This window comes from Kineothrix sp. MB12-C1, assembly GCF_030863805.1.
Lineage (GTDB): Bacteria > Bacillota > Clostridia > Lachnospirales > Lachnospiraceae > Kineothrix.
This window is the reverse complement of the sequence record NZ_CP132957.1, coordinates 2,941,864-2,967,861: the sequence shown is the minus strand read 5'-3', so window position 1 is coordinate 2,967,861 and position 25,998 is coordinate 2,941,864. Positions and strand designations below refer to the sequence as shown.

The 25,998-nt window shown below is 42.5% G+C and carries 18 protein-coding genes and 1 riboswitch; all 18 genes read right to left on the bottom strand.

Annotated features, from left to right (window positions below; all coding sequences use genetic code 11):
- Positions 1–19 precede the first annotated feature (19 nt).
- Positions 20–850: a BglG family transcription antiterminator LicT gene (gene licT, locus RBB56_RS13535; RefSeq protein WP_306719501.1), complete on the bottom strand. Its 831-nt coding sequence runs from the start codon at positions 848–850 to the stop codon at positions 20–22.
- 261 nt (positions 851–1,111) lie between these two features.
- Positions 1,112–1,423, bottom strand: coding sequence for an AzlD domain-containing protein (locus RBB56_RS13530; RefSeq protein WP_306719500.1), 312 nt, complete (start codon positions 1,421–1,423; stop codon positions 1,112–1,114).
- Positions 1,413–2,138, bottom strand: coding sequence for an AzlC family ABC transporter permease (locus RBB56_RS13525; protein WP_306719499.1), 726 nt, complete (start codon positions 2,136–2,138; stop codon positions 1,413–1,415). Before RBB56_RS13525 ends, RBB56_RS13530 begins: the two co-directional genes overlap by 11 nt.
- A gap of 54 nt (positions 2,139–2,192) precedes the next feature.
- Positions 2,193–3,563, bottom strand: coding sequence for an MATE family efflux transporter (locus tag RBB56_RS13520; protein WP_306719498.1), 1,371 nt, complete (start codon positions 3,561–3,563; stop codon positions 2,193–2,195).
- An 80-nt stretch (positions 3,564–3,643) separates the two neighbouring features.
- Positions 3,644–4,072 carry a MarR family winged helix-turn-helix transcriptional regulator gene (locus RBB56_RS13515; RefSeq protein ID WP_306719497.1) on the bottom strand — a complete coding sequence of 143 codons (429 nt, stop codon included), beginning with the start codon at positions 4,070–4,072 and terminating at the stop codon, positions 3,644–3,646.
- A gap of 90 nt (positions 4,073–4,162) precedes the next feature.
- Complete coding sequence (locus tag RBB56_RS13510) at positions 4,163–6,022, bottom strand: ABC transporter ATP-binding protein (RefSeq protein ID WP_306719496.1); 1,860 nt, start codon at positions 6,020–6,022, stop codon at positions 4,163–4,165.
- Positions 6,022–7,746: an ABC transporter ATP-binding protein gene (locus RBB56_RS13505; protein WP_306719495.1), complete on the bottom strand. Its 1,725-nt coding sequence runs from the start codon at positions 7,744–7,746 to the stop codon at positions 6,022–6,024. Before RBB56_RS13505 ends, RBB56_RS13510 begins: the two co-directional genes overlap by 1 nt.
- Before the next feature lie 349 nt (positions 7,747–8,095).
- Entirely contained in the window at positions 8,096–8,782 is a 687-nt protein-coding gene (locus RBB56_RS13500; protein WP_306719494.1) for an energy-coupled thiamine transporter ThiT, read from the bottom strand.
- 80 nt (positions 8,783–8,862) lie between these two features.
- Positions 8,863–8,974, bottom strand: a riboswitch (TPP riboswitch).
- Between the two features lie 80 nt (positions 8,975–9,054).
- Positions 9,055–9,906 carry a patatin-like phospholipase family protein gene (locus tag RBB56_RS13495; protein ID WP_306719493.1) on the bottom strand — a complete coding sequence of 284 codons (852 nt, stop codon included), beginning with the start codon at positions 9,904–9,906 and terminating at the stop codon, positions 9,055–9,057.
- A gap of 84 nt (positions 9,907–9,990) precedes the next feature.
- Complete coding sequence (locus tag RBB56_RS13490) at positions 9,991–10,824, bottom strand: energy-coupling factor transporter transmembrane component T family protein (protein ID WP_306719492.1); 834 nt, start codon at positions 10,822–10,824, stop codon at positions 9,991–9,993.
- 2 nt (positions 10,825–10,826) lie between these two features.
- Positions 10,827–12,539: an ABC transporter ATP-binding protein gene (locus tag RBB56_RS13485; protein WP_306719491.1), complete on the bottom strand. Its 1,713-nt coding sequence runs from the start codon at positions 12,537–12,539 to the stop codon at positions 10,827–10,829.
- Between the two features lie 7 nt (positions 12,540–12,546).
- Positions 12,547–13,098 carry an ECF-type riboflavin transporter substrate-binding protein gene (locus RBB56_RS13480; RefSeq protein WP_306719490.1) on the bottom strand — a complete coding sequence of 184 codons (552 nt, stop codon included), beginning with the start codon at positions 13,096–13,098 and terminating at the stop codon, positions 12,547–12,549.
- Between the two features lie 76 nt (positions 13,099–13,174).
- Positions 13,175–16,936 (bottom strand): helicase-exonuclease AddAB subunit AddA, encoded by a 3,762-nt coding sequence (addA, locus tag RBB56_RS13475; RefSeq protein ID WP_306719489.1) that lies wholly within the window; start codon positions 16,934–16,936, stop codon positions 13,175–13,177.
- A gap of 60 nt (positions 16,937–16,996) precedes the next feature.
- The gene (gene addB, locus RBB56_RS13470; RefSeq protein WP_306719488.1) at positions 16,997–20,401 is read right to left on the bottom strand and encodes a helicase-exonuclease AddAB subunit AddB; all 3,405 of its coding nucleotides are present in this window, start codon (positions 20,399–20,401) and stop codon (positions 16,997–16,999) included.
- Between the two features lie 652 nt (positions 20,402–21,053).
- Entirely contained in the window at positions 21,054–21,881 is an 828-nt protein-coding gene (locus tag RBB56_RS13465) for an HAD-IIA family hydrolase (RefSeq protein WP_306719487.1), read from the bottom strand.
- A 315-nt stretch (positions 21,882–22,196) separates the two neighbouring features.
- Entirely contained in the window at positions 22,197–22,889 is a 693-nt protein-coding gene (locus RBB56_RS13460; RefSeq protein ID WP_306719486.1) for an MBL fold metallo-hydrolase, read from the bottom strand.
- 32 nt (positions 22,890–22,921) lie between these two features.
- Positions 22,922–25,108, bottom strand: a complete 2,187-nt coding sequence (locus RBB56_RS13455) for a methyl-accepting chemotaxis protein (RefSeq protein ID WP_306719485.1) — start codon at positions 25,106–25,108, stop codon at positions 22,922–22,924.
- 63 nt (positions 25,109–25,171) lie between these two features.
- Positions 25,172–25,966, bottom strand: a complete 795-nt coding sequence (locus tag RBB56_RS13450; protein WP_306719484.1) for a response regulator transcription factor — start codon at positions 25,964–25,966, stop codon at positions 25,172–25,174.
- Positions 25,967–25,998: the final 32 nt, after the last annotated feature.

The window sequence follows — 25,998 nt, the reverse complement described above, 5'->3', positions numbered from 1 at the left end:
TGCTACATAGTTACATCGATTATCGTTTCACCACTCTCGCGATATGAACGGTCAGATAGGTCTTTTCGTCAATACCTACCCGATAACTGAAATCCTTCTCCAAAAATTCACAAATTTGCTTCACACAACCGTATTCCTCAGGATATTTTCGGATAACCATCCGAAACAAATCTTCGTCCTCGTCGGTGTAGTAAGACTGATTCAGTACCCTCTGCGCAAAAAACTTAAGATGCGTAATATAACGATAATATGCCAATGATTCCTCATCGAAATCTATTTGGAACTTCTGCTTCACAAGTTCCGATATCTCCTGCATCATTCTTGTAATATCGAGTGCGGTATCTTTACTTCCACCGATTTCAGCATTCACAAAATGAAGGGCAATATAGGCTGCTTCATCCATTTCAAGCTCAATTCCCGTCTTTTCTGCAATGACCGTAAGAGCATATTCACCTATTTCAAACTCATCCTTATAGAAACGCTTGATATCCCAGAGCATAGGATTTTTCGTGTGTATTCCTTGCTTTGCACCGTCCACGGCATTGGCGATATGATCGGGCAAAGATATGTAGATATTATCTTCCAGTTGCTTACCATATTTTATCTTTGCTTCATCTATAATCTGTTGAGAAAAAAGAATGTACTCCATCGGAATGCTGTTAATCAACTCCGCAAAGCGATTCAGTTTCTTTTTTTCCTCCATATAAAAACGCTTTTCAATTTTTTCATCCTCTACCGGTTGCCCCCTTGCCTTCATATAGCCAAGTCCGGCACCGAACAAAACGACCTCCCTGTTTTTCTCATCTGTGGCAACCACAGAATTATTATTCAGAATCCTTATGATTTTCATTCCGGCACTCCATACATTTCAGATACTTTGCTAGGCCACCATCGGCTCATCCAACTGTTTTACAAATACAAAAAAACAAGACACACATATATAATACATACATGTTAGTCTTGCCTGATTTAACAGTAACAAACTATCTTCCACTTCTTTGTACAATAATATGTTACTTGTTTTTCTATTTTTTGTCCATTGGCTTATCCTACTAAAAAATTCACTATATTTTTATATACTTTTCACAAATATAATCTTTTTCTGTCTTTTTTATCTGCAGACAAAAAGCTCTACAAGAAATACGATAATACAACAGGTAACCGATACACTAAAGAGACTCGCTCCGAACCAAGCCAGCAAAATACCGGCAAGTAACGCAAGTACCCCCGCTGCCGGAGTCTGGGTGGCTTCTATAATCGCCGGAAAGGTCATAACAGCAAGCGTCACATAAGGAACATAATAGAGAAAAGAACGAAGGAAACGATTCTTAATCTGCTTTCGTATGAGTGTCAGAGGTAACACGCGAATCGCATAAGTAACGGTTGCCATAATCGCCAGATAAATATAAACATTATTCTTCATCGACTGCCTCCTCATCCGCCTCCGGTACAGGGAATAGAATTGCCGCTGCCGCAGCGATCACCACCGTTAAAATGATGGTGCGCGTACCATCCGAAAACATGGATGCGAAAGGCAGATATACGGCTGCAAAGCTGAGTATAAAGCTGATGATCACAAGCCATGCCACTACCGGATTCTTTCTCCCCGGAGGAACGATAATCGCCAGAAACATTCCATAAAGCGCCACACTAAGAGCACTGACCACCCGAAAGGGAAGCACATTACCGGCAACCACCCCTATAAAGGTACCGATTCCCCATGCCGGAACCGCAACCGCTATCGCTCCGTAAGAATAAAAAGGATTTAAATATCCGGGGCGTGCAACGGCAATTCCAAATAACTCGTCAGTCACGGCATAACCTACGAAAAGTCTGGGAATAAGAGAGGTCCCCGGCACAAATTTCTGACTGAGAGCACAGCTCATCAACAAATACCTGGCATTCGTAATTAATGTTACAAGAGCGATCTCCCAATAACCTGCCCCCGCTGCAATCAATAAAAAACCCGCGTATTCTCCTGCAGACGCATTATTGAGAACGCTGGCGAGCAAGCCCTGAAAAGCCGTTAACCCGGCATTACGTGCAGCAATTCCAAGTGTAAAGGATACCGCAAAATAACCGAGCGCAATGGGCGTCCCATCCCGCATTCCCTCTCGAAAAGCCATTGAATTATTCATCACTATTTCTCCTCTGTTCCATCATACTCCCCAATCATAACTGTTTCCTTTTGTTTATAAAGAACTATTTTTCAAAACTGTATTTTTAATATATGTACGATAAACAAAATACAAAAGGATATCAGCACCTATCCAAGCCGATATTTCTCCCCAATAAACTGCACCTTGCCCAATATATTTCGATAAAATCAGTGCAAATCCAACTCGCATCACCAGCTGCACAATACTGGAAATCATGGGCCAAATAGAGTCTCCCATCCCCTGAACCCAAGCCCGCACTATGTATAATACATACAAACAAGGGAAAAAAACAGATAATATCTGTAGAAACTGATACCCATTTTGAATTGCTGCATCTACAACGTCAGGGCTGCCGGAAATAAAACATCTTAATATCTGCCTTCCAAATAAAAGCATAATTGCAGACATTCCATAAGCCGTTATCATACCCAATATATTTCCTGATATCAGACCGGTCTTCAGTCTGTCCCCTCTCCCGGCCCCTTTATTCTGTCCTACAAAAGTATTCATAGCATACCCATAGGAACCTGCTGCGGTTTCCAACAATCCATATAGTTTATTGGCTGCCGTATACCCCGCAATAAAAATTATTCCAAAACCATTTATAACAGACTGAACAACCAGCCCTCCCACCGATGTAATGACATTTTGCATACCCATCAGTAACCCTAGTTTCAATTGCTCTGCCATAATGCTATATTCTATCTTTTTATTTTTTCGAATGTTCAATATTTCAAATTTTCTTAATTTAATGAAACAATATATTGCCGATGTGAGCATGGCTAATATGGTACCTATAGCAGCTCCTTCAATTCCCCAGCCGAATTTATATACAAACAGTATGTCTAATACTATATTTTCAACAGAAGAAATGGCTATCGCCTGCAAAGGTATTTTACTATTTCCAATAGACCGGAAAATAGCGGCCAAAAAATTATAAATAAATGTGAGCGGTATACCCATATACAACAATCGCAAATAATCGGATGCAAGTCCCATAATTTCGTCAGGAGTATGCAGAAGTCTCAAAACAGGATTAACCATTAGCTGACCTGCTATAGTAAAACCTATCATCATTATAAAAATCAAATATGAACCATTATAAACAGCAGCGTTTAATTTTTTATAATCCTTCGCCCCAAAGGCTTGAGCCATTATAATAGAAAACCCTTGCACAATACCTTGTATCGATGCAAACATAAAAAATATCATCCACTCCGTCACGCCAATAGCGGCCAGGGCATTGATACCGAGCACCTGCCCCACAACTAATGTATCTATAAATGTATACACCTGTTGTAATATATTTCCAACCATCAGCGGAAAAGCAAACTTTACTAATAATATCCACGGAGTTCCAATCGTCATATCTTTAATGATTATTTTCTTCGCTTTGTTTTTCATGGATATTTTCCCCCCACGTATTCTTACAGCCAGCGCAGCCAATGTGCTGACCTACTGAATAGTTACCTCTAATGGCTCTATCAAAGGCTGTTCTTCTCCAGATTCTCACAAATCTTCGTGAAAACTCTCCGGAAAACTTCCATATCCTCCTCTGGAATATCCTTTCCCAGGATACTTTCTAATTGTTCGAAAGCGGTCCTGATACGCAAGGCCTTTTCTCTTCCCATTTCCGTCAAACAAATAAGAATAGAACGTCTGCTTTCAGGATTGGCCTCCCGCCTCAAAAGCCCCAGTTTTTCTAGATTATCGATATTTCTCGACATGGTGGTCGTATCCATATGGCAGCGCAGAGCCAGTTCTTTCTGGCTTATCTGATCCTCTTTTAAAAGGTTATTCAGAATTCCTGCCTGCCCTTGGCCCGGCGTCAGTCCATTATCTATAAGCACCGGAGAAATTAACTGTTTCCTCGCTTTTTCTTCTCGTATAAAAAGTTCTCTTATACTACTCATCCTATCTCCTTACCCTTCCAATACTGCATTTATTATATATGAAACTCCTGTATCAGTTCACTTACTTTTTTCAGGTATTCTTAGTTACTGTCAGCTCAATTCAAACTGTCCCGTATAAAGTTGATAATAACGCCCTTGTTGCGACAGAAGCTCTTCATGGTCGCCGCGTTCTATGACCTTGCCCTCTTCCAAAACAAGGATTGCCTTGGAATTACGCACAGTGGAAAGCCTGTGGGCGATTACGAATACCGTACGATCCTCCATTAAGGCATCCATGCCCTTTTCAATCAACTTCTCCGTATGAGTATCGATAGAACTGGTCGCTTCATCCATTACAAGTACAGGCGGCTGGGAAATGGCAGCCCTTGCAATCGCCAGGAGCTGTCTTTGTCCTTGGGATAAGTTTGAACCATCGCTTTCCAATAAGGTATTGTAGCCTCCCGGCAGCCTTTGGATAAAGGAATGTGCATTGGCTAACTTGGCAGCCATAACTACATCCTCCTCGCTCGCCTGGAGTCTTCCATATCGAATATTGTCGGCAATCGTTCCTGTGAATAAATGAGTATCCTGTATAATAAGGGAAATGGAACGCCTTAAATCTGCCTTTTTAATATTTCTAATGTCAATTCCATCATAGGTAATCTGCCCTCCATTTATCTCATAAAAACGATTAATCAAATTGATAATGGTAGTTTTTCCTGCACCGGTAGATCCTACAAAGGCTATTTTCTGCCCGGGCTTCGCATACAGGTTAATCCCGTTTAAAATAGTATGTTCCTTCGTATATCCGAAGATAACATCGTGGAAGCGTACATCTCCTTTTAACGGCACATAAGCAAAACTTCCGTCCTTCTCAGGAACTTTCCATGCGAAAGCTCCTGTATAGCTATCACTTTCACAAATTGTTCCGTCTTCTTCTCTCCTTACTCTCTTTAAGGTGATTTTTCCCTTATCGATTTCCGGTTCTTCCTCCATCATAATAAATATCTTCTCCACACTGGCTAAGGCTACCATCAGAAAGTTAACCTGCATCGTAAACTGATTCATCGGCATAGCACTTTGACGCACATATACGAGATACGACGCAAGCGTTCCTATGTCCGTAAGCCCGGCCAGGGTAAATAATCCTCCCGCACAGGCCGAAACCGCATAATTGACATAGGATAATGCTACAATGGTGGGAATGGTTTTTCCTGTATAAGTAAAAGCCCTTGTAGAGGACTTACGTAATTTTTCATTCAATTCGCTGAACTTTTGGAAGTCCTGTGCTTCGTGATTGAATATTTTCTCCACCTTCTGTCCCGCTACCATTTCTTCCACATAACCGTTAATTGCCCCCAGATTCTTCTGTTGGTCTGAGAAGTATCTTTTGCTCATTTTCCCGTTGTATTGAATAAATAAGAGCATTAAGATTAAAAATGCAATAACAATTATCGACAGCCGCCAGTTCAGAATGATGAGCATAGCTACCGTTCCGACAGAGGTAATAAAGCTCTGAATAAGCAGTGTAAAGCTATTATTCAGGGCTTCCGATATAGTATCCACATCATTGGTAAAATGACTCATCAAGTCACCATGAGTATGAGAATCAAAATAGCGAAGCGGAAGCTTCTGCGTATGCCCGAATAAATCACTTCTTATTTCTGATACCACACTTTGGGAAATATGGACCATAAGCTTATTATAAAAGTAACAAGTGAGAACACCGGCTCCATAAATCACTCCCATAATAACAATCATTTTTACCAGTCCCGGGATATCACCTGTCATAATATAATCATTGACTATCGTTTTTAACAGATAGGTTCCCGCAATACCGGAAGCAGAACTTATACAGACCAATATTGCAATCAAAAATAAAGACATTTTATGCCGTTCCAGATAACGAAGTAATTGCAGCAGGGCCTTTTTAGCATTTTGGGGTTTTGCATGAGATGTAGCTTTTGGCATTATAAATTACCTCCTTGCTGCTGAGAATCATAAATATCCCTATAGATTTCATTGTGTTGCAGAAGGGTTTCATGAGTTCCTATCGCATTTATTTTACCGTCTTCTAAAATTACAATTTGATCTGCATCCATAATGGAACTAATCCGCTGAGCGACGATGATTTTGGTCATACCGGGCAGTTCCCTCTGAAGCCCTTCTTTAATCTTAGCTTCCGTTACCGTATCCACGGCACTGGTGGAATCGTCGAGAATCAACACCTGGGGCTCTTTCAGTATCGCCCGGGCAATACACAGGCGCTGTTTCTGTCCGCCCGATACATTCACCCCTCCCTGTCCCAGCTCCGTATCATACCCATGTTCCAGACGGTCGATGAATTCATCCACACAGGCGATACGGCAGGCACGCTCTATTTCCTCCGGGTTAGCATCCTCTTTTCCCCATAAGAGATTCTCCCTCACGGTACCGGAAAACAGAATATTCTTTTGAAGTACCATAGCAATAGAATGCCGCAACTTTCTCTGAGTGAATTCATAAATCGGATGTCCATCGATGAAAATATTGCCTGAAGTCACATCGTAAAGACGCGGAATTAACTGAACCAGCGTACTTTTGGAGGAACCGGTGGGACCGATAATACCGATTGTCTGCCCCGATTCAATCTGTAAGGAAATATCAGATAATACATATTCCTTCGCGGATTCCTTATATTTGAAATAAACATGGTCAAAGCAAATGCTGCCACTTTTCATCTCGATATCTTTTGCCCGGTCGTCCCGAATAGTAGGTTCTTCATCAAGCACCTCCTCAATTCGTTTCCATGAAGTCAGCGAACGGGTAAACATCAGGAATACATTAGAAAACATCATCAGGGAGTTCAACACCTGTAAAACATAACTGAGGAAACTGGTAAGACTTCCTACCTTCATTCCGCCAATCGCTACCAGGTTTCCCCCAAACCAGAGAATGCTTATAATCGTTGTATACATTATAAATTGAAATACCGGCATATTGAGAACTGCGAGCAAAAATGCCTTTTCCGAAGTGTTTCTGAGGTTCTGATTCACTTCCTCGAACTTCTCGATTTCATGATCCTCTCTGACATAAGCCTTTACGACCCGTACGGCTGCCAGGTTCTCCCTGACAATTCTATTTACATAATCGACCGCTACCTGCATCCTCGTATACAGAGGGCGGACATTTTTAACAATAATGAACAAACTGATTCCGAGAGCAGGAGCCGCAATCAAAAAGACGACTGCCAACATTGCATTGATCTTAAAAGATAGAAAAACCGAAACAAACAGCATTATCGGTGAACGAAAGCCTGGACGCAAACCGTTTGTAATAGAGTTCTGTATCGTTGTAACATCGCTGGTAAGCCTTGTAACAAGAGATGGAACACTGAATTTATCCGTATTTGGAAAAGAATAAGTCTGCATCTTTTTAAACTCTGCCGCGCGAATCGCTGCTCCTATTCCATTACCGCCTGCCGCAACAAACTTGGCACATAGGATTCCCAGCCATAGGGAAATCGCTGCGCAGATCAGCATCTGAAGGCCCTTCCACAGAATAAAGTTTCTATCCTGGTTCACAATTCCAATATCGATAATATCCGCCATAATCATCGGAATAATAAGCTCGAATACTGTCTCCGTTTCAATACAAATAATTGCCAATATCAGTTCCTTCTTATAATCTTTGGCATAGACTAAAAATTTCTTCATAGTAGACTCTCCTAATAGTTGTCAACACAATTGTTGCATATACATCAATTGTAACAGCAATTATTATAATCCTATGCGGATAGAACGTCAAGCGGAATCAGGAATATTGGGTAGGGATAAGAGTGATATAATGAATGTTAGAAATGCAAATCTTAAGAATATTTTGACGAGTGTTTATAGAATTGTATAGATATGATCTCTAACTGATAAAAACAAAGCTCTTCGTAATTGAAAAACTCACAAAAAAATCTACTGCATTATAAAATACAGTAGATTTTTTCTTTATTGACTATAAAGTTTATATGTTTCTTATATTACTGTTCATAGCGAAGCCGTGAATAGTAACTCCTTATGCACTCTCTCCGACAGCCATCGTCTTCACTCTTGCAAGCCCTTTATTAACCGGAGGAAGCGAAATAAGTATAAGTGTAATTAATGTTTCCATTCCGAGATAAGCCCCATTATATGCAAGTGAGTAAACCGGAGCTGCCATATTGTAGGCGGAAGCATAGCTCCCGAAGAATATCATTCCTGACAAAAAGACGAAGAAATAACGTCCCAATACTCCGAGCAAATATCCCTTAAGCAACCCGTGCTTCGCATTGGAAAAGACTCCTGAAAGTCCCAATGCACCAAAGGCAAAGATGTAATCAGTCAGCATCTGAGGGATGCTGATAATATACGGATCTACAATAAGCTGTAAGAATCCATAGGCAATAGCCGTCAGAAGACCGCCCCTAAGTCCGAACCAATATCCCGTCAGGCAAATAAACAACATACTGAAAAATGTAACGGAACCTCCCATAGGCATATCCACTACTTTAATCATCGAGGTTACCATGGCAAGAGCCATAGCCATAGATGAGAATACAAGCTGTTTCGTACTGAATCTTTTGTTCTCACCCTTTCCCGAGATAAAACATGCTGCAAGTAGGATTATGAGCATAAGGGCGATGATTGCCCCATAACCGGCTCCTGTGAGTTCAAAATAATTCCCCCACTCTTCATCAATAACTTCTGTTGCAAAAAATGACATAAAAAAACCTCCCTTGTAATTTAAATCACATGGAGGGGCTCAAATATTTCTTTCGTAATTATACGTATGTAAGATTTCTATATACGAAAAAAATGCTTTCCTACGCCGGTATTATCCGGTTCAGGTATGAGGGTTAGAGTCCGTCTTTACAGAGCGGCTTCAGTCTCAGCAATTGCTCCCCTAGCGATCTATTCAATTTTTAACAATATACCTTTTATTTCTTTCGTTGTCAAGCCTTGCTTTACACACATAACAGTGAAGATACTGAACTGTTACTTTAAAAATTCCTTAAGTTCATCCATCTTTTCTTTGGCCATCTCATATCCACGATGGTAATAATCCCGCAGTGTATCTACGTTCGCTTCATGATTCACCAGATAAACATCATCGGAAGGCCGAAGCACAAAAGCCTTTCCTTCCTCTTCCATACGTTCCAATAAATCGAGCGAATGGTTATATCTGTCAGCTCTGCCTTCTACCAGCCTGGCAAATTTCGGATACTTATGGTATAAAAGTCTTATCATGGTAAGATAAAGATATCTTTTCTTTTTCCTGTACTTCGCATTTCTCGTTACTACGACAACTACCTTATCCCATCCTTCTTCCAACGCCTTTTCAATCGGAATCGCATCCGCCATCCCGCCATCCAGCATAGGAATACCATCTATATCCGTTACTTTCCCGATAAAAGGGAGGGAATTAGCCGCTCTGCATATTTCCAGAAAGTTATCTTCATCCTCAAAACTCTGATGGTAAACTGCTTCCCCTGTAATGCAATTCACAGTGCTCGTTATAAATCTTTTGGCAGAGGCAGAGAAAGCTTCAAAATCGAAAGGTGCCCTTGTTTTTGGAATTTCATTGAACAACAAATCCATATCGAAAAAGGTACCCTTCCTTAAAAACGTAGAAAATCCGAAATACTTTTCTTTTTCCATCGGTTCTATAATAGCCTTCAATACACGTCCTCTTTGCCCTGATACATAATTCATGCCGGCATAAGCACCGGCGGATACTGCCATTACATTGGGAATCTGTATATCATTGTCCAGGAAAAAATCCAGCACACCCGCAGAAAATACACTGCGCATGGCCCCTCCTTCCAATATAATACCTACATTTTCCACAACTTCATCTCCTGTCTCTTATATCATTTTACTAAACATTTGCGAAACCCCAGAAATTTTATGGCTCATACACACTTCTTCCTATCAACCTTTTAAAAATGGATTATAAAACCGATTGCCATCATAAAAAGTAATGATAAGGGCTGCCAATGTTATAAGAACGGAAAAAACGATAACGATATAATCCGCTCTTTTCAATTTCTTTCCTGCATACCACGTTCTTTTTTTATATTTTCCAAATCCCCGAAGCTCCATAGCGTTGCTTACCACATCGATGCGGTCCATGCTCGTAAAAATAAGCGGGAATATAATGGAAGACATATTTTTAATACGGCTAAACAAGGATGCCTTTCCCGACATCTCGATTCCTCTGGCTTCCTGGGCATGCTTAATCTTCACAAAGTCATCCTGCACATCAGGAATATAACGCAGTGTAATAGCTACTGCATAACCGATATTATAGTTCACTCCGATACGGTTCAAGGAAGCCGCGAACTCGCTCGGATTGGTCGTAACGATGAACATAAATACAGCCGGCACAATCGTTACATATTTAATCATCACATTAAATTCATAGAAAAGCTGTTCCTTTGTCAGCCAGTAATTGCCGAATAAATGCACGATATCCGTTCTGCTGCCGTAAATATTCACCCCTTCATAAGGTGAAAATATGAAAATAGCAATCAGGTTAATTACAAGAAATATAAGAATGAACGTAAGCACTGTTCCTACCTGGCTCCACTGAATCTTCGACGCCTTATAAATAATCAAGCTGCCTGCCACCATCGCAAGAAGCACCCGCGTATCGTAGGATAGCATGCTGGCAAGTGTCCAAAGAAGGAAGAAAATAAGTTTCGTAACGCCGGAAAGCTTATGGATCCACGTGCCTTTTTCTTCATAGGTCAACATTTTAGGCATAGTTATTTCTCCCCTTCCCGCAAAGTTCTCTCATAATGGATGAAACGCTCCGCGAACTCCGACGGGCTTTCAATGCCGCACTTTACCGCAAGATCATATAAAGATGTCTTCTTTAGATACGCCTTATCCGCAATCCCTTCATTGGTCAGAACATTGGCCGGTGTATCATCCGCCAATAAATGTCCATCCGCAATAACAATCGCCCGCTGCGTGTATTCCAGCATCAAATGCATATCATGCGTAATCATAAGAATGGTAATTCCATATTGGTTATTGATTTCCTTCAGAAATTCCATGATTTCCGTATAATGCCTGTAATCCTGTCCTGCCGTCGGCTCATCCAAAATGATCACTTCCGGATTCATTACGAGAATGGAAGCGATAGTTACCCTCTTTTTCTGTCCATAGCTAAGAGCAGAAATTGGCCAATTACGAAACGGATACAGTCCGCAAATCTTCAGCGTGTCGTACACCCGTGTTTTTATTTCCTCCTCGGGAACACCTCGTACCAAAAGCCCAAGAGCTACTTCGTCGTAGATCATCGGCTTGGATATCATCTGGGAGGGACTTTGCATTACCAATCCTATTCTCTCCCCCCGCTCTTTCACCGACAACCCCGCAATATCTTCGCCATTTAGAAAAATGCTTCCTCCGGAAGGCTTCATAAAACCACAGATAATTCCTGCCAAAGTGGATTTGCCGGCTCCATTCTTGCCGACAATGCTCACCATTTCTCCTTTATGAATATCGAAATGTATGTGCTGCAGAACTTGTTTCCCTTCTACGTAGGAAAAATATAAATCCTTCACGGCAAGCACACTTTCTTCCGCTTGTTTTCCCTTCTCATATCCGGCCCCATGAAACCATGTCCTCACCTGCTCCTTATAGGAGTCCAAGTTCATAGTTTCGATATGTTGTGGCCGGCTTTCCTCCGTCACCACGCATCCTGCGTGCCGAAGTGCCGCTACATAAAGCGGTTCCCTGATTCCCTGTTCCGTCAAAATATTTCTTGCTAAGAGCTCATCGGGCGTTACGTCCGCTACAATACGCCCCTCACCTACTACGATAATCCTGTCCACATCCCGATAGAGCACATCCTCCAATCGGTGTTCAATAATTAAAACGGTAGTCTTTTTTTCCTTACTGATTCTATCAATTAAATCAATCGCACGTTTTCCCGTTGCAGGGTCCAAATTAGCGAGAGGCTCGTCGAATAGAAGGATATCCACATCGTCCACCATAACACCCGCCATGGATACTCTCTGTTTCTGTCCGCCCGATAGTTCCCAGGGTGCATGGGGGAGTAGATTCTCCACGTCCACCATCTCAGCTACCTGCTCCACTCTCCGGAACATTTCATCCTGGGCGATTAGGTCGTTCTCCATAGCGAAGGCAATATCTTCTGCCACTGTTAATCCGATAAACTGTCCATTCGTATCCTGTAACACAGTTCCGGCTATTTTAGACATGCCGAATACGCCGAGATTCATAGGATCTTCACCCTTGACACTCAGCGTTCCTGTCACCTCTCCGGCAAATGAAAATGGGACCAAGCCGTTAATACAATGGACAATCGTCGATTTGCCCGAACCGGATGGTCCCACAATCAAAACCTTTTCTCCGGGATATATCTTTAAATTAATATCCCGGAGCGTCGGTTCTACCTGCGTTCGATATTTAAAAGTATAATTCTTAAACTCGATAATCGGCGTCATATTTCTTTTAGTCCTCTTTCGTTAAGCTGGAGGATTTCGCACCAACCTTAGAATATCCTATTGCCAAAAGTGTGCCGAGAATAGCAATGATCACTACATTGCCAAGCCATGCCGCCACACCCTGTAAAAATACTTTGTTCACCGGCTCGCTATAAATAAGAATGTCCAAAACAGGCGCTACCACAATCCATGCTGCTGCATTAGCGATTATCTGCACCACATTGAAATGGATGATTTCTTTTTTACCGAAGCCGCCTTCTTTAATCGCATATTTTCCGGCGAATGCACCCAAGATAATTCCGAATACCGCTTCAGGGAATACCCAGCTCCACCATGCGCTTCCATAGAAGAACATATCTCCCACCGCATGTCCGATAAGCCCCACTGCCGCTCCTACTACCGGTCCGAATACGGCCGCTAAGAATGCCAACAGCGCTGCTCTTGGCTGCAAATAAGTATTGGGGATACCGAGCGGAATCTGCACCTGTGTTAACGCCACAAATAATGCTGCACCAATACCGATTGCCACTACTTCTCTTACTCCGAACTTCACTTTCATGATCTCTTCCTCCTCATTCGTTGTTTAGTCAAAAACGTTCAAATGTAACAGTGAAGAACTTAACTGTTACGTGTAATCATATCATAATTTCTTTTTTAAGTCCAAATGAATATATTATTTTTTCCTTTACCCTTTTGCCAGTCATCTGCTCCAGAGCGCGTGCATAATAGTCCAATTGTTTTTCATACTTTTTCACGAGTTCATCCGGTCTTTTCACCTTGTCCGTTTTGTAGTCGGCTACCACAAGACCGTCCTCTTCCTCGAAGTAAACGTCGATAATTCCCTGAATCAATACCAGCTCCTCCTCCGGGAAATTTTCACTCAATTCATTGGAGGGAATTCCCAACACGAAAGGCTGCTCCTTATGCAACTGCCCATTTTGTGCCGCATGGCACATTCTTTCCGCTAAATCAGTATGTAAAAATGCCTCAATAGATGACACAGATACAGCACCTGCATACTCTTTGCTTAGGAATCCGCTTTCCGTCATTTCCTCTATCTGCTTTCCAATATCTGTCCGCTTCTCCGGAAGAGAACTGAAGTCAATAAGCTCCATTACTTTATGGAAAGCACTTCCTCTTCCTGCTCCTCCTAAAGCCTCTTCCTTTTGCATAAACTTCGGAATATAGGGGATGACCTGCTCTTCCTCATAAATCCTGAAGGAAAAATCAGTTTCTTCTTGCTGGCCGGACTTTTTCAATTCAGATACGGTTGTTTTCGTATATAGATCCTTTAAATTCTCATGTTCATAAGTATAACCGAACACTTCTGACATGTATGTCATTAACCCTTCATCTACAGGAAGCTGCTTCTCCATAAGATATAATTTCCTTCTTACATTCTCCGCCTGTACCTGCTCCTTAATCTCTGCTGCCGCCAGTTCCTCATCATCCACTATCCTCACCAAGATCTGAGCATCTTTCGAATACAGACTCGTTTCAGACGTTATCTTGTCATACCCATAAGCTTCCCATATATGGTCGAAGGAAGGATGCCTTGCAAGGGCCGGAAGAATGAAATCGAGAAAGCTTCCTGCTCCCGTCAAATCACTGTAAAAAAGCTGAGGCTGTGTGGACATACGCATGGGAACAAGAGCATTTAGCTTGTTCTCCAACTTATCGACCATTCCAGTCATGATCAGTTTTTCCTTTGCACGCGTCAGCGCAACATAGAGAACCCTTAACTCCTCTCCCAAATTATCCAGACGCATCTTTTCCGCTATCGCATTTTTTCTCAATGTCTTCGTCTGCAATCTATGTGTAGTATCCACGAAGTCCGCGCCGATTCCCATGTCCACATCCGCAATCATCTTTCCGCTCGTATCCATCATGTTGAACCGCTTCGCCAGACCGGAAACAATGCAGATAGGAAACTCCAGCCCCTTGCTCTTGTGAATACTCATAATCCTCACCACATCTGCATTTTCATCCAGAATATTGGCTTCTCCATAGTCCACATCGTATTTCTCAAGCTGCTCCATATAGCGAATGAAATGAAACAGACCGTAATAACTCGTCTTCTCAAAGGCAGCCGATCGTTCCAGTAACATTTCCACATTTGCTTTTCGCTGTTCGCCTCCCGGCAAAGCTGCTACATAGTTCATATAGCCTGTCTCGATCACAAGATCCCGCATCAACTCATGAATGGGCATATATACTGTCTTATCTCTGTATTCCTTCAGGAAAATCAAAAAACGTTCTTTCTTTTCCCGCAGTGTTTTTTCTGCGGTTCGGAGTGCTTCTTCCCCGGGCTGAAATTCTTTCAAACAGAAATACAGCTTCTTTTTTTTATCTTCGAATGCTGCTCGTATCATAGCAATCTCTTCCTCATCGAAATTGCCAAAATACGATTTCATCACTCCAAATAGAGGGATATCCTGTTGCGGATTATCCAGAATGCGAAGAAGTTGCAGTAGTGTCTGTATTTCTTTGGCAGCAAAATATCCGGTCTTTGACGCCACATGAGAAGGAATCCCTTCCTCTTTTAAAATGCTTTTAAAATCTTCATCCCAACCCGCATTGGTACGAAGTAGTATTACAATATCTTTATACCTGGCGGGACGCAATGCCCCGCTTTGTTTATCGGTTACCTGAAAATGACCTACCAGCTCCTTGATCCGCTTTGCCACACCGTAGGCTTCCCGTTGTCTGGGCGTCATTTTTCTTGTTTCCGCCGGCTCTTTTTTATCCTTTTTCTTCTTACCTTTTCCTTCCTGCTCTTCACCATCTTCATCCTTATCAGTTATCTCTTCCTTCTTAATCAGTAAGAGTTCCATGCAGTTGGGCGAAATTCCACCTTCTACTTCCTGCTCCGGATAGACAGCCCCCGGATATAGGGCCGCTTTCTCGTCATATTCCACGCCGCCCAACTGCTTGCCCATTATCTGAGCAAAAATATAGTTCGTACCATCCAGCACTTCCCTGCGGCTTCTGAAGTTCTTATGCAGGTCGATTCTTCTCTCCGTCCGGGATCCGGTCACATAAGTATCATACTTTTCCATGAATATTTCCGGTCTTGCCAGACGGAATTTATAGATACTTTGCTTCACGTCTCCTACCATAAAGCGGTTAAAATCTCCCTGATCCTCTCCCGATACACTCTTTAACAAGAATTCCTGCACCAAATTACTATCCTGATACTCATCGATCAATATTTCTGTGAAAAAAGCACGGTAATCAAGGGCTGTTTTCGTCGGCTCACAACCTCCTTTCGTCCGCTTCACCAATATGGACAGGGCTAAATGCTCCATATCCCCAAAGTCTATCATATTATTCTCACGCTTTTTCTTATCCAAGGCCTCTTTATAAGCCAAGGTGAGTTCTACCAGGGAAGCAACTGCACGGTTACTGCCCTTCATATGTTCTAACATGATTTCCGGGGGCATGGGAAAATATTTACTGCATAAGCTTTTCCATATATCCTTAATTTCTTTTCGGATTCCCTGCACAATTTCCCTTTTTATCTTCAATACGCTGTCATCCTTTTTGGAGGGAAGCCGATCGAAAGTCATGCTCTGGAAAAGAGAATACCCCTCTCCATACTGAGAAACCGCCATTATCTTTTCCATTCGTTCCTTTTCCCGTTCCAGCACTTCCCCATACATATAGGGACCGTCCGGCTGTTCGCTAATCGCAATGCATTCTTCTATCTTTCTTATGCAATCCTGCGCCACCCGCTTTGCCTGCTCCATACAAAAGGATACCCAGAAGGTTTCTTCCATTGCTTCTAAAGAGTCAATTTCGTAATCGCCCGCCCGCTCTTCCAACCACTCCTCCGGCCATGGATAACTTTCTGCGAATTGATACAGCTTAGTTATATGCTCTTCTATCGCCTTATCGTGGTTTCCCGTACTGAAATACTCCACACAGTGTAAAAAGCTCGCTTCCCGTTCTTTAAATCTCTCCTCCAGCAGTTCTTCCATCACATCTTTTTTCAGCAGCTTCAGCTCTCCTTCATCCGCCACTCGAAACCCCGGATCCAAGCCGATATCATTAAAGTTATTCCGGATAACAAACATACAGAAGCTGTCGATTGTGGTTATTTGCGCATTATGAACGAGGGCTGCCTGCTTTTGCAAATGTTCGCTCTCCGGCATTTCCTCCAGTCTTTTTTCTATGGCTGCTCCGATTCTTTCTCTCATCTCCGCCGCCGCCGCATTGGTAAAGGTCACTACCAAAAGCCGGTCGATATCCACCGGCTTCTCCTCATCGCTTATCATCTTTACAATGCGTTCTACAAGCACCGCCGTCTTCCCCGAACCTGCTGCGGCGGATACCAATATATTACATCCATGTGTATCTATTACTTCCTGCTGCTCCGGCGTATAAGAAATCCCCATACACATTTCCTCCGTTCTATATATCCGGTGATTAAAAGTTGCCGTATATCGTTATTTTTCTTATTCCCCTCGTATCCTTTCCATCACTTCCTCATCCTCCAGATTCTCCAGCCTCCGGTAGTGATATCCGCCGATTCCTTCTTCGAATCCACATACATTCTTATATACGCAATAATCACAAGAAGTCCCTCCGCTTTGTTCGCAAGGATTGATTTCTATTTTTCCCCGTAAAATATCGGTTCCGATCTGCTTAATCTTCTTATTGACGTAATCGGAGATTTCCTTCATGTCTTCCGCCTTTATGACACTCGATTTCGCACTGTAGCTTCCATCTTTTTTGCGTTCAACAGGCACAACATCCGACTTATCCGCAAATTCACCATCCAACAAACTGACAATCTTGTCATTTTCAGTGACTACTCCGGTCATCCTAAGTTCTTTCAGAAGCTTACCATTAATCTGCTCAGGAGTCACTTCCTCCTCCGCTTTCACCATAGGGTCTGCCACATGATAGTATAAAAGGGCCGCCGGAACTACTTCCTTCTCCGGATGCTTCTTCTTTTCCATTTCCACCGCTGCATTCATATAGACTACGAGCTGTAGCTGCAGACCGTAATAAAGGGCCGCCAGATTAAATTTCCTGTTTCCAGACTTATAATCGATGACTTTCACATAGACATGCTCTTCATCCTCATAAGTATCGATACGGTCGATTCGTCCTCGCAGCTTTATCTTTTCCTTTTCCGATAAAGCAATATTAACCGCTTCCAGATTTTCTGCCATCATAAAGGACATTTCAAAGTTTTCCGGCAAAAAGCTTCCTTTTTTCAGTTGATATTGTAAGGTCATTACCGTACGTTTCAAGATGCGGTGCATCCGCTCGATGGCATATTCATTCCTTGCCGTGCTATAAAGCACTGTATTGCCATAAGAGGCTGCGTAACCTTCCATCGCCTGCAAAAGCATTTCCTCCGCCGCTTCCTCACCGAAATCAAACCATGTATACCCTTTTTCTTGTAAGGTTCCTGAAAATAACTCCAAGACACCGTGGAATACATTTCCCATATCCACCGCTTCAAAGCTATATTCTTCCCGCTCATCCAGAGAAAGCCCATATTGCAGAAAATGCGCATAAGCACAAGCGGCATAGGTTTCCAACCGGCTCACACTGCTAAGGAGAAGATTCCCATATAGGGCATTGGCTATGTTCTTACCCAATACTTTCTCTCGATAATAGGTAAAGGCTGCTTCTGCCAAAGTATCAATCCGCTCTCTATATGCCTCATCCTCACGATAAGTACGATATACCGTAATAAACTGTTTCTTTTCCTCTTCCGTAAGCCTGCCTGCCGCATATTCCCTCAACATATCGGTCAGATAATCCAACCCTGCCCGTCTTGTTTCCATCCTTCTTTCCATACCGGAGAGTTCCGGTTTCTCAATGTGCAGACAAGGAAAAAGCTTGCTCACAGTATCGATTAAATATGCAGGACGTATGCTCTTTCCTTCGCTGTTTACCTTACAATACGAAAGATATAGCTGTTCCGAAGGTTTCGTCATATTCATATACAGATAAAGCCTTTGAATATACATCTGTTGTCTGGGTGTGGGCGCCAGAGCATAAGGCGACTCCTGTAAGAATTCCCGGTCAATATCCGAGATAATTCCACCCATACCCGCATTCTTCGGTATATTACCATCGTTAATCCCGATAAAGAACAGCACCTTAATCTCTTTCAAACGAGTTCTCTCGATATCTCCTACCACTACGCGATCTACATTTTGGGGAATCGTACCTACCTCTATCTCGCCAAAGCCTGCATCCAAAATATCTGCAAACTCCTTTATCGTCATTTTTTCCTGGGAAAGAAGACTCTCTATCTGATCCAATAAATCCATGACCAAACGATATATCTGCCCGTATTCCTTCGCCCTTGCAGCTTCATTTCTTCGCTCGAACATCTTTTCATAGGCGGCCAGTTTCTCTTGTACCTTATTATCTGTAATGAATTGATACAGTGCCCGTACCCTCTCTCCCGCAGTATTCGCCTTGCCAATGAGAGGCCCTATCTGTCCGATAAATTTCTCACGCATAGCGTTGAACCGGGCCAATTCTTCCTCTGCACCTTCTCTTTCATCCTTTCTTGTAAAAAGATTCATCCACCGGGTCTTTCCCTTGATTCCACAGGCAATCACATAATTCTCCAAACGGTCTGTTTCCTCTCTGTCAAAACCGGCAAGTCCGCTGCGCAAATAATGAAAGACGGATTGATAGGAGAAATTCTCCATTACGATTTTCAAGGAGCTTCTGATATATTCAATAAACGGATTGAGTAAAATTCCTCTTGTCTTGTCCATAAAAACAGGAATCTCGAACTTGGAAGCTTCCGTCTCCATATGACCGGCATAGGCCTCCAAATTGCCCGTTACAATGGCAAAATCCCGATAACAATAACCTTGCTGCCTGATAAGCTGACGTATTTTAATACAAACCTGACGTACCTCTTCCCCCGGAGAGGAAGTTTCCAGAAGATGCAGCGCTGTATTTTCCTTCTTATAGACCTTCGCCGGATATCGGAACAAATACTTTTCCAGATGTCTCATTTCTTCGTTTTCTTTGAATCTCGGTAAAATATCTTCTTTTAAAAAGATATCTTTCGCTAATTTCACCTCAGCTTCCACCGCCAGTTTTCGTAAATCTGCCACCGTCTTTTTACTGAGATAAAAAAGCTTCTGCTCGCCGTCCAATACATAAGGATTCTGCGCCGCATCCATAGTAACCGTAACGATCACTTCCTTGGACAATGCCATCAACCGTTGAATCAGCCTGTTTTGTATCGGGGTAAATCCTGTAAAGCCGTCGAAAGCGATGACACTTCCACGTATCAATTTCGATTTGGGAAGTACATCGCAGAGCAAATCCAGGGTTTCCTCCGTCGTAATATATTTCTCATGAATATAGGTCAGGAAGCTTTTATATAAAATCTCCAAGTCTTTCAGCTTATGATAAAGAGCCCCTCTTTTTTGGGCATATTCCGCAATCTGAACGAGTTCCTTCTCTCCAATTCCATATTGCATGAATTCGGAAATCACGGACTTTACTTCATGAATATAGCCTATTTTTCTCAGATTGCTTCCTATAACAGGCATTTCCTCCTGAATATTCTCCGCCACCTTCCTAAGAACAAGGCTCTTACCGGTATCATCCAGAACCATACGCCCATCCGCTCCCACTTCCTCCAAGATTCTATGAGACAATCGGCCAAAGCTGAGCACATCGATATTCATAATTCCCTTCCTCGGATGTGCCTTCACCAAGTCCATCTGCGTCTGCATGCTGAACTGATCCGGCACAATAACGAAAAAGTTCGTCTCCGGCTCTTCCATCGAACGTCTGACAATCTCTTCATGCAGCCGACTGCTTTTACCGGCTCCTGAGCTGCCAAAATAGAATTGTAATCCCATCGTAATCCTGCCTTTCTGTTATGAGAGGGACGGTATCGATTCTGTTTATTTTGCTTCCTGGCGCAAGCTGTCCATTTTCTAAATGAAATCGCTGCACAGTAAATAACGACCGGGGCGGCAGCAGGTACATCCCTGTACCAGCCTGCCTAAATGCCACATCCTTGTGGCATTTGCCCTGGATTACTTAGATTCCATTAAGAAAATGCGAACATCTCGCTTAAAGGAATCAAAATAAGCAGCGTCGATACCTGTTCTTTTCAACATATATAAATATTTATAAGATTTTAAAAGTCACAGATATTAAGAAAGTTATGTATGTAACTGTCTTAATGTATTTTTAGATATTATTTCATAGAATTTTGCAGGATTTCGCTTGGCGGTTTCGTTTTACTTCCGTCAGCAAGCGATTTCTATTTTCCTAATGAAACGCTCATTAATCCAGGGTAAATACCGCATGGAGGCGGTATTTAGGAAGCACGGTACATGGAAGTACCTTGCTTCCGATCCGGCCATAGTTCAAACTTAATCCGTTTCATTTAGAAAATACAATCGCGCGCCCGGAAGTAAAATGAAAGCTGCTACGCGAAATCCCTTCGTAGCCCTAATAAACAAAGCTCAAATCTTACTAAAATATCATTTTTTAATTACTCATTTATAAATACGGGATCATATGGGCTACTGAATCGAAAATCAGATGGGGCTTAACTTCTGATTGTTGTGTATCTGCCAGTGTCGCTTCTCCGCTTAATACGAGAACGCTTTGCAGTCCATTGTTTCTGCCTGCTGCAATATCTGTATATAGTCTGTCACCGACCATAGCTACTTTTGATCTGTCAATATTTCCGATGCGCTGCATGAGATAGTCCATCATATCCGCGTTAGGTTTACCGATAATGCGGTCAGGATAACGGGATGCGGAGGCATGGATAAATGCATGAATCGCTCCGATATCCGGAATAAACCCTGTCTCGGTAGGGCAGTTGTAGTCCGGATGTGTCGCTATATAAGGAAGGCCCTGCCTTACCAGCTCACATACCTTGCACATTTTCTCATAGGTAAGGGTGGTGTCATAGGCCGTCACTACCACCTCGGCATTCTCTTCATCGAGCAGGATTCCTTCCCTTTGGAACTCGTCCGCTAACATCCTATTCCCAAGCAAAAACACTCTCTTCCCGGTGAAGTTCTTTTTCAAATAGTAGATGGTGGCCTGTCCGGATGTAACTACCTTATCCTCTGTTACTGCAAGACCCATGCGCCGAAGTTTTTCCACATATACCATAGCATTTTTGGAAGAATTATTCGTTAAAAATACGTAGCTTCTTCCCGATTCCTCTATCTTAGCAAGGAATTCTCTCGCTCCGTCTATCCACTGCTCCCCCAGGTAGATTGTCCCATCCATATCCAACGCAAAACATTCTACTTGTGAAAGAATTTTCTCATCATCTTTATTTATCTCAGGGAGTTTTCCTAATCGATTCATTTCTATTTTCTCCTATTTGCTTATAAAATGATACCAGGGTCAAAAGGTCATGGGTTTCATGCTTGCATGAAAAAACATGACCTTGGGACTCGCAAAACATGAGAAAGTAGCCCGAATAGGGCGGATTTCGAATGTTGTACCCTAACTTAAGTTAGGGTTGGGATTGTGAGAGCACAAAGTGCGTAACAATCCGTAGGTATCATAGAATTACATTATATCTTATTATAAGTTCCCCCGTCCTAAAAGACAACATTTATAAAAACCGCCTTGCCGATACAACGATCAGCAAAGCGGCCTTTCTACATTCTAAAGAGTTTACCGGGTATATATTCCACCATGATAGCAAATAATGCGATCTGCATCATATCCTAACAATTTCTCAAGGGATAGCTCTGCCTGCTCCTTATTGATAGCATATTCAGGATTGGCAATAACCGGTCTTCCATCTTCCAACACTATGGCATCTCCTGCAATTATTGTTCTATGCTTCGGTAAATACAGGGAGATATGACCAGGCGTATGGCCCGGTGTGCTTATTATTTCACACCCTCCGCACCACTCCATTCTGCCACCGTCAGATACAAGCTCATCGACTTTAACATTTTTCACACTTCGAAGCAACTCGCAAAACGCCTCTCCGAACGGCTTTTGTTCCTCGCTTAGCAGTTCTTGCATGGTCTCTGCCTGCTCCAGTCTTAAAGATTTCGCACTTCCGTTTATATAGGAGGCTTCTCCTTCACCGGACAAAACCTGTATATAAGGATATTTTTGTTTTAAATCTGCCAAAGCACCCATATGATCATGGTCATGATGCGTAATCACTACCTTGGTGAGGGTTGAAGGCACTATACCTCCTTCTAATAAAGAAGCCTCAATCTTCGGCAGAAAACCGATATATCCACAGTCGATCAGAACGGTGTCATTTTCATCCTGCAATACAACAGGATGGATAACATCTTCTACACCACTAAATTCAAAGGTTATATCCAGAACGATTACCCTATGCATTTCAATTTCCCTATTCCTTCTTAAATATAAATTTAATCCCCGCTTTCCTCTGTTTCAGGAGCATTGAACTCGTCAATCGTCACTTCCATTTCGGAGGCATTGGAGTCTATAGCCGCCATTTCTACTTCGGGCACATGATAATCCGCATTTGCCGCTTCCATTTCAGGAACATGGAAGTCTGCGATCGTTGTTTCCATTTCATGCACAATCTGCTGCAATTTGATTCCCGCTTCCTGAAGGCCCTGTGTGCCGTGCATCATGCTCTCGGCGCTGTTTGCTACTTCTTCGGTACCGACCGCGCCATCGGAAGTTGCTCTCTGCAGGTTTGAAATAATATCCATGATTACTTCGTTCTCCTTATTGATTTGTCTTGCCACATCGGAGAACTGCTTCAGGATTTCATCAATATTTTCTGCATCTTTGTGGTACTGCTCACTGATTTCCACCTGGTGCTGATATGTTTTTCGTACACTCGTATCCATATAAGAAAGCACTTGTGTCGCACAATCGCATAAATGCTTCACACTTTCTGTTACCTTAAAAGTAATTTTTTGAATCTCTCCGGCTGTGTTCTTGGAATTTTCCGCCAGATTTCTAATTTCTTCGGCTACTACTGCAAATCCCTTGCCTGCTTGGCCTGCTCTTGCTGCTTCGATGGATGCGTTGAGGGCAAGAAGGTTAGTAGAATCGGAAATACTAAGTATCGCCTTTGTCAGCTCGTTAATCTGTTCCACCTGATTGGAATTCTCAATCGCCTCACCGAGCTGCTTCTTCGCCGAATCGATAAGCACTTCATTTTCCTTCTCCGCGCTCTCAGATTCCATATTCAGCCTCTTGGCACGATCGTAAATCGCTGCGATATTCTCGATTCCTTCTTCATTCTTCTCCCCCATAACGGCAACATACTCTTCCATGCGTTTGGAAGTATCCCCCAAGTAGTCTGCCATGTTAGAAGTTTCCTGCATTCCTGCGGATAACTCTTCCGCTACTGCGGATATGCTTACCACCATATTGTTATAATCATCAATAATGCTGTTTAGGTTGTCCGATGCCCCCTGAATACCGTCACCCTCTTCTGCCATCGCTTTAATCACAAGTCCCATGGACTTTTGTACTTTATCGATAGCATGGGCAATTTTACCGATTTCATTTTTCTTATTCAGATATTTCACATATTCTCTGCCGGTAAAGTCTTTCTCCTGCATCTTCTTTAAGTCGAATACCATTTTCTTCAAAGGATTGGAAATCGTATTTCCTATCATAAGGGCGAAGATACTCACAAAAATAATCACGCACAATATAACAAGGAATGCAACTCTTTGCATGGATGCAATTCCGCTCTCCAGCTCAGCGATAGGCGCGCACAGTACCAATGTATAACCGTTATTCAACGTTACATAGCTTATTAATGATTCCACACCGTCGAGATTCATTTCTATCACTCCGGTATCCGCACTTCCAATCGCTTCCTTCAAGCCGTTATAGCCTACACTCTCCAAAGTATCCGCCACCGTATAGCTTTCGTCTACGAGGAACTGCTGCTTACCATTTAATAAAAAGGCTCTTCCCGTATCATAGATAGTAATTCCATGAATCATATCGGATATTTGAGCGAAGTCAACATCTACACCTATAATTCCCACGAACTTTTTATCCGCATATACCGGTTCACAACGGCTCACACATATCTTACCAAATGCTTCTTTCATATAAGGATCCAGCCAGATTGCCTCATCGGCTTCTTCTGTCTGATAGTACCATTGCCAATTCTCAGAACCGCTTAGGTAATCGTTATATTCTGCGGCTGCATCTATCTCCACCATCTTCCCATTGCTATACCAGGTTCCGGTGATTCCAGCTTGTTCCTTCGGATTACTATAGGCATACATACTCTCCACCTCCGGATGAAGCTCCGTAATACGCTGCAAATATCCGCCAAGCTTCTTCATATACGCTTTATTATACGCCTTATCGCTTAAGCGTATCGGCTCATAGGTACCTGTGATATAAGAAGAAATACTCTCTGCCAAGCTTTCCAGATTCTGATATTTCATATTGATGTCGCTGGAATACTGCAGCGACATAGCACTCAATTTCTCCCTCGCCTCCTTATTAATCTCATCTACTGCCACACTCGTACTGATAGAACCTACTGCAATGGAAGCTATAATCACACAAGCAACAATAGAAACAATAATTGATGTAGAAATTTTACGCATTTCGTTTCCTCCAATGTTAAAATCCTGAGTGCCATAAAAACTAGTTATGGACGTTGTTTTTATTTATTTGTCACTGCCAAGCACTGTATTTCTGTACTCATTAGCTGAAATTCCCACCTGTTTCTTGAACACTCTGGAAAAATGAGCCATATCCAAAAAACCTACTTCTTCTGCAATATCCCCAATTCGCAAGGATGGATTCCTAAGAAGTGTCTTCGCCTGCTCCATCCGGACATTATTCAGTATCTCAGAGAAATTCTGACCGGTATATTTATTGAGCAACTTGCTCAAATGCCACTGACTCACATACACGTTATCTGCCACATCTGCAAGCTTTAATCTTTCTTTATAATTTTCTTCTATGTAGGCCAGCGCATTCTTCACAATAAAGCTGCTCGCTGCACTGTCCAATACTTCTTCAGTATTCTCTTCTTCCTTTTCTGCTGCCTCATCCTCTAACAGATGTTTTATCACCGCAGGATTGCTTTTCAGATTCGAAAGCATTGCCGCTAGAGCCTCATCCAGCTCTTCCATCTTAGAAGGCTTCAATAAGAAGCGGCATACCCCTAATCGAATGGCCTCCCTGGCATAATCGAAGTCCCGAAATCCTGTAAGAATCGTTACTTCCATGTCCGGAAATTCTGATTTCAATGCAGCGATCATACTGAGCCCATCCATATTCGGCATGGAAATATCCGATATCAAAATATCCGGTTTCTCCCTGCGAATCACTTCGAGTCCTTCCAGCCCATCTCCGGCCGTTCCTGCCACCACACATCCAAGACTTTCCCATTTCACCGTCTTCTCCAGGCCTCGAACAATAATTGGTTCATCATCAATAATTACCACTTTATACACTATGTAATACCTCCGTCCTATATGGATTCTAC